This is a genomic window from Actinacidiphila sp. bgisy160, from assembly GCF_965342435.1.
Lineage (GTDB): Bacteria > Actinomycetota > Actinomycetes > Streptomycetales > Streptomycetaceae > Actinacidiphila.
Genome location: NZ_CBDRCM010000075.1, coordinates 23,244 through 30,063, shown reverse-complemented (window position 1 = coordinate 30,063; position 6,820 = coordinate 23,244). Strand labels below are relative to the sequence as shown.

Sequence of the window (6,820 nt, the reverse complement as noted above, 5' to 3'; positions counted from 1 at the left end):
CCCCCCCCCCCCCCCGGGGCCGAGCACGGTCGCGGGACCGGCCCGCTCGTGCTGCGTACTACTGGATGATCGTGATGCGGTCGGCCGCCGGGGCCGCAAGCGGCGCGGAGGCCGAGGAGTTGGCGGTCAGGTAGGCGTTGAGCGCGGCCAGGTCGTCGCCGCCGACGAGCTCGTCGGTACCCTTGGCCAGCTCGCCGAAGCCGTCACCGCCGCCGGAGAGGAAGGAGTTCATCGCGACGCGGTAGTTCGCGGCCGGGTCGATCGGAGCGCCGCCCAGGCGGATCGAGTCGGTCACGACACGGGCGGCACCGGACTTGGTGAGGTCCAGCGTGTAGGTCAGGCCGGACGAGATCTGGAGGATCTTCGGAGCGGCCTCGTTGCTGCCGCTGACCTGCTGCTGGAGCGCGGTGACCAGCTGGGCGCCGGTCAGCGTCCGCAGGTTGACCGTGTTGCTGAACGGCTGGACGGCGAAGCCCTCGGCGTAGGTGACGACGCCGTCGCCCTCGCTGCCGGAGGCCTTGTGCACCAGGTCGGTGCGGATGCCGCCGGGGTTCATCAGCGCGATCGTGGCCGAGGGGTCGAGGGTCTTGGCGTACGCGAGCTGCGCGTCAGCGATGAGGTCGCCGAGGGCGGACTCGTTGCCGGTCCGGGTGATGTCCTGGGAGATCCAGCCGACGGTGCGGCCGGCGATCGGGGCGGCCAGCGTCTGCCAGCGGCTGATCAGCGAGGTCATGTCCGCGGCCTTGTTCCGGGTGCGGTCCACGACGTGGTTGGAGCCCCGGACCGAGGAGCGCACGATGTCGTGCGTGTGCGTGTCGTACTTCATGTCCAGCTCGGTGAAGAGCCGGCCGAAGGACGCCGCGCTGGTGACCAGGCGGTCGTTGCCCTCGGGGTCGGGGACGGTGCAGACGTACGCGGTGTGGGTGTGGCCGGTGACCAGCGCGTCCACGTCCGCCGAGGTGTTCTTGGCGATGTCGACGATCGGGCCGGACAGGCCGGTACCCGAGCCGCCGGCGTCGCAGTCGTAGTTGTACGCGGAGGAGGCGGGGAAGCCGCCCTCGTGCACGAGCGCGACGACGGCGTTGACGCCCTGGCGCTTGAGCTCCTTGGTGTACTTGTTGATCGTCTCGACCTCGTCGAGGAACTTCAGGCCCTTGACGCCCTCGGCGGTGACGATGTTCGGGGTGCCCTCGAGGGTGACGCCGATGAAGCCGACGCGGACGCCCTTCACCTTCTCGATGGTGTAGGGCTTGAGCAGCGGGCGGCCGGTCTTCTCGTCGACGACGTTCGCCGAGAGGATCGGGTAGTCCGCGCCCTTGAACTTCCGGCCCTCCTCGTAGCAGCCCTCGACCGGGTGGCAGCCGCCGTTCTGCAGCCGGAGCAGCTCGTCCTTGCCCTCGTCGAACTCGTGGTTGCCGACGCCGGTGACGTCCAGGCCCAGCTTGTTCATGGCCTCGACGGTGGGCTCGTCGTGGAACAGGCCGGACAGCAGCGGGCTGGCGCCCACGATGTCGCCGGCGGCGACGGTGAGCGAACGCTCCTGGCCCTCGCGGGCGGTGCGCAGGCTGGAGGCAAGGTACTCCACGCCGCCTGCGTCGACGGTCTTGGTGGTGCCGTCCGCCTGGAGCTCGGTGACGCGGCCGGAGGAACCGGCCGGGGGCTCCAGGTTGCCGTGGAAGTCGTTGATGGCGAGCAGTTGGAGGTCGACGGTACGGCTGCCGTGGCCGTGTCCCCCGTGCTGGGTCTCGTGGGCCTGGGCGGCCGGGCTCGCTATGACGAGCGCGCCGACCGCGGCCAGACCGGCGGTCGCGGCGGCGACGCGGCGTGCGGCACGGCGACGCGGGTGGGTCACTGACATGGGTCCCCTTGGACGTGAACGATGGATGAGAGGGGGAGGACTGCCGCAGCCTATTGTCAACGCGCGTAGTTGTCAGTGGCTTTGCGGTTACGGGCCGGTTTCGACTGATCGGTACACGACGGGCAGCCGACTACTTCGTCTCGTATTCCGGAATCACCTGTCTCGCCATTCAAACCAGCGGCATAGTTGGATCCACCACCGACCGAGGAGGTGCACCCCATGCGCCGCCGCTGGCTGATGCTCGCCCTGGGCACCGCGGCACAGACCGCCGCCTGCGCTTTCGTCTACGGAGTCCCCTATCTGGCCGCCGTGTTGCGGGACACGGCGCAGCTGACGCTGCCGCAGATCGGGCTCCTCATCGCCTGCCCCACCGCCGGGCTGGTCGCCGCCCTCGTCGCCTGGGGCGCCGCCGCGGATCGTCACGGCGAGCGCGTCGTCATCGCCACCGGCCTGGGCGGCGCCGCGGCGCTGCTCGCCGTCGCGGCCGGCGCGGTGGGCACCGGAGGCGGCACGACGGCGCTGGGCGCGCTGCTCGCCCTGGCCGGCGCGGCGGGGGCCTCGGTGTACTCCGCGAGCGGACGCCTCGTCATGGGATGGTTCTCCGCGCGGGAGCGCGGTCTGGCCATGGGCATCCGGCAGACCGCCACCCCGCTCGGCATGGGCGTGGCCGCGCTGACCATGCCCCCGCTCGCCGCCGCGTACGGGGTGCGCGGCGCCTTCGGCTTCCTGGCCGCCGTGTGCGGGGGCGTCGCCTGCCTGGTCGCGCTGCTCGCCGCCGACCCGGCACGCCCGCAGGCCGGTCCCGGGGCGGCCCCGGACGTCAACCCGTACCGGGGCTCGGCCGCCTTGTGGCGGATCCACGGCGCGGGCGCGCTGCTGGTCGTACCGCAGTTCACGGCGGGTGCCTTCGCCCTTGTGCTGCTGGTGGACACCCGGGGCTGGTCCGCGGTCGGCGCCGGCCGGCTGATCGCCGTCGCGCAGGTGCTGGGGGCCTGCTTCCGGATCGCCGCCGGGCGCTGGTCGGACCGGGCCGGCAGCCGGCTGCGGCCGATGCGGCAACTGGCCGTCGCCACCGCCGTGGTGGTGGCCGCGGCGGCCCTGACCGCGGCCTTCCCCTCACCGCTGACCGCCGTCGCCCTCGTACTGTCCATCGGGATCACCGCCAGCACCAACGGCCTGTCGTTCACCGCCACGGCCGAACGCGCCGGCCCGTCCTGGTCCGGCCGTGCCCTCGGCGTCCACAACACGGGCCAGAACCTGACCGCCGCCGTCGTCCCGCCGCTGTGCGCCACCCTGATCTCGGCCGCCGGCTACTGGCCCGCCCTCGCCGCCGCGGCGGTCATGGCCTGCTGCGCGGCGGCACTGGTGCCGCTGGACACCTCGCGCACCCCCGCGGTCGTAAGCTCGGTCCCATGACCGACGCAGCAGCACAACAGACCGCCGTGGGCCCCCGCAGGATCGAGACCCTCGACGAGCTGAGCCCGGCCCGGGCCGACGCGGTCCTGGCCCTGATCGAGGCGGCCGCGGCCGTCGACGGCCAGGCCGCGGTCTCCGAGCAGGGCCGGCTGCACCTGCGCGGCGGCGCCCGCGAGGGCGTACGCCACCTGCTGGTCGAGAGCGACGGCGTGCTCGTCGGGTACGCCCAACTGGAGGACACCGACCCGGTCGAGGCCCCGGCCGCCGAGATGGTCATCCATCCCGCGTACCGCACGCAGGGCCACGGTCGCGCCCTCGGGCACGCCCTGCTCGCCGCCTCCGGCAAGCGGCTGCGCGTGTGGGCGCACGGCGGCCACCCCGCCGCCCGCCACCTGGCCGGGCTGCTCGGCCTCGCCCTCTTCCGCGAGCTGCGGCAGCTGCGCCGCCCCTTGGAGGAGGGCACCGGCGCGCCCCCGCTGGGCGATCCCGTGCTCCCCGCCGGCGTCACCGTGCGCACCTTCGTCCCCGGGCAGGACGACGCCGCCTGGCTGGCGGTCAACGCCGCCGCCTTCGCGCACCACCCCGAACAGGGCAGCCTCACCCAGCGCGACCTCGACGACCGCAAGGCCGAGCCCTGGTTCGACCCGGCCGGCTTCTTCCTGGCCTTCCGCGGCGACCGGCTCGCCGGCTTCCACTGGACGAAGGTGCACGAGCGCGAGCGCCTCGGCGAGGTCTACGTGCTGGGCATCGACCCCGAGGAGCAGGGCGGCGGCCTGGGCCGGGCGCTGACCCTGATCGGGCTGCGGCACCTCGTGCACGACCGCGGCCTGCCGACCGCGATGCTCTACGTCGACGCGGACAACGCCCCCGCTCTCGCCGTCTACGAACGCCTCGGCTTCACCACGCACGAGGTCGACCTGATGTACCGGACCGAGACCTGACGCTCCCCTGGACGGGCGGTCCGGCCCCCGGCGGGGCCATTCGGGTGACCGCCCGGACACGGCCGGTACGTACGGCGATTTCCTGTCCGCCACCTGCCCGTTACCGGCGATTCAAACTCGCTTGCGAGCATCTGTGGATGCAGACGCCCGCCGCGACCCACCTTCCCCCTGTCGACCTGCCGGTATCCCGGCGCGCCAGGGACAATGGGGGCATGGTCGGCGGCCGGGTTCCGCGTGCCGCCGACCACGTGATCGACGTGCCGGATCCGGAGGAGGGCTCGCACCCATGGCCTCGATGAACTTCCCGACGAACGCCCGGACCGAACGGTCCGGCTCCGGTGCTCCGGCCGAGTCCGAGACCCGGGCCGAACCGTCCCCGGCCGAACCGGCCCCGGCCTACGGCCGCCCGCACGTCGTCCCGCCCCTGCACCCCGAACTGAAGCGCCTGGACGGCCTCTCGACCCTGCCGCGGCCCGCGGAGCAGACGGGCGAGGCCCGTCCGGCCGAGGCCGTGAAGGACGAGGGCGCGGACGAAGAACTCCCGCTGAACCGTTTCCTGGACCGCGAGCAGAGCTGGCTGGCCTTCAACGAGCGCGTGCTGGAACTCGCCGAGGACCCGGCCACGCCCCTCCTGGAACGGGCCAACTTCCTCGCGATCTTCGCCAGCAACCTGGACGAGTTCTTCATGGTCCGCGTCGCCGGCCTGAAGCGCCGCATCACCACCGGCGTGGCCCAGCGCTCGGCCTCCGGCCTGCCGCCCACCAAGGTGCTGGAGAACATCCTCAGCCGCGCCCGCGAGCTCATGGCCCGGCACGCCGCCTGCTTCCAGAACGACGTGGCCCCGGCGCTCGCCGAGGAGGACATCCACATCATCCGGTGGAACGACCTCACCGAGAAGGAGCAGGCCCGGCTCTTCACCCTCTTCCGAAACAAGATCTTCCCGGTCCTGACCCCGCTGGCCGTCGACCCGGCGCACCCGTTCCCGTACATCTCCGGCCTGTCCCTGAACCTGGCCGTCACCGTACGCAACCCGGTCTCCGGGCACGACCACTTCGCCCGGGTGAAGGTCCCGCCGATCCTGTCCCGGTTCCTCGAGGCCGGCCCGCAGCGCTTCGTCCCGCTGGAGGACGTCATCGCCGCGCACCTGGAGGAGCTCTTCCCCGGCATGGAGGTGCTGGACAGCCACATGTTCCGGGTGACCCGGAACGAGGACCTGGAGGTGGAGGAGGACGACGCGGAGAACCTGCTCCAGGCCCTGGAGAAGGAGCTGCTGCGGCGCCGCTTCGGTCCCCCGGTCCGCCTGGAGGTCGAGGAGTCGATCGCCCCGCAGGCCCTGGACACCCTGGCCCAGGAGCTGAACATAGCGGACGCCGAGGTCTACCCGCTGCCCGGACCGCTCGACCTGACCGGGCTGTTCGCGATCGCCGGGCAGGACCGTCCGGAGCTGAAGTACCCGAAGTTCGTCGGCGGCACCCACCCGGACCTGGCCGAGGTCGAGTCCGCGCACGCCACCGACGTCTTCGCGGCGCTGCGCGAGCGCGACGTGCTGCTGCACCACCCGTACAACTCCTTCTCCACCTCCGTGCAGCGGTTCCTGGAGCAGGCCGCGCAGGACCCCGACGTCCTGGCCATCAAGCAGACCCTGTACCGCACCTCCGGCGACTCGCCGATCGTGGACGCCCTGATCGACGCCGCCGAGGCCGGCAAGCAGGTGCTGGTGCTGGTCGAGATCAAGGCGCGCTTCGACGAGCAGGCCAACATCAAGTGGGCCCGCAAGCTGGAGGAGGCCGGCTGCCACGTCGTCTACGGCCTGGTCGGGCTGAAGACGCACTGCAAGCTGTCGCTGGTGGTCCGCCAGGAGGGCGACACCCTGCGCCGCTACAGCCACGTCGGCACCGGCAACTACCACCCGAAGACCGCCCGGCTCTACGAGGACCTCGGGCTGCTGACCGCGGACCCGCAGGTCGGCGCCGACCTGTCCCACCTGTTCAACCGGCTCTCCGGCTACTCGCGCCGTGAGACGTACAACCGCCTGCTGGTGGCGCCGCGCAGCCTGCGCGACGGGCTGGTCTCCCGGATCCTCGCGGAGATCGCCCACCACCGCGAGGGCCGGCCCGCGTACATCCGGATCAAGGCCAACTCGATGGTCGACGAGGCGATCATCGACGCCCTCTACCGGGCCTCCATGGCCGGCGTGCCCGTCGACGTCTGGGTGCGCGGCATCTGCGCGCTGCGCCCGGGGGTGCCGGGCCTGTCGGAGAACATCCGGGTGCGCAGCGTGCTCGGCCGCTTCCTGGAACACTCCCGGGTCTTCGTCTTCGGCAACGGAGGCGACCCCGAGGTGTGGCTCGGCAGCGCCGACATGATGCACCGCAACCTCGACCGCCGGATCGAGGCACTGGTCCGGGTCTCCGACCCCGCGCACCGGGCCTCCCTGAACCGGCTGCTGGAGACCGGAACCTCGGACTCCACCTCGTCCTGGTGGCTCGGCCCGGACGGGGACTGGACCCGGCACAGCACCGACGCCGAAGGGCGTCCGCTGCCCCACATCCAGGAGATGCTCATCGACGCGCGGAGGCGCCGGCGTGGCCCAGCGACACCCTGA

4 protein-coding genes are annotated in these 6,820 nt (G+C 72.5%); 3 read left to right on the top strand and 1 reads right to left on the bottom strand.

What is annotated here, in order from left to right; all coding sequences use genetic code 11:
* Positions 1–58: 58 nt before the first annotated feature.
* Complete coding sequence (locus ACRWNP_RS34180; protein WP_431968409.1) at positions 59–1,858, bottom strand: bifunctional metallophosphatase/5'-nucleotidase; 1,800 nt, start codon at positions 1,856–1,858, stop codon at positions 59–61.
* Between the two features lie 219 nt (positions 1,859–2,077).
* On the opposite strand from ACRWNP_RS34180, the gene ACRWNP_RS34175 reads away from it, so the two are divergent.
* The 3 genes from ACRWNP_RS34175 (at position 2,078) to ACRWNP_RS34165 (ending at position 6,820) form a co-directional block, all read left to right on the top strand.
* The gene (locus ACRWNP_RS34175) at positions 2,078–3,274 is read left to right on the top strand and encodes an MFS transporter (RefSeq protein ID WP_431968407.1); all 1,197 of its coding nucleotides are present in this window, start codon (positions 2,078–2,080) and stop codon (positions 3,272–3,274) included.
* On the top strand, positions 3,271–4,215 hold the full coding sequence (gene mshD / locus ACRWNP_RS34170) for a mycothiol synthase (protein WP_431968405.1): 945 nt from the start codon (positions 3,271–3,273) through the stop codon (positions 4,213–4,215). The genes ACRWNP_RS34175 and mshD overlap by 4 nt, the downstream gene beginning before the upstream one ends.
* A gap of 286 nt (positions 4,216–4,501) precedes the next feature.
* On the top strand, positions 4,502–6,820 hold the full coding sequence (locus ACRWNP_RS34165; protein WP_431968403.1) for an RNA degradosome polyphosphate kinase: 2,319 nt from the start codon (positions 4,502–4,504) through the stop codon (positions 6,818–6,820).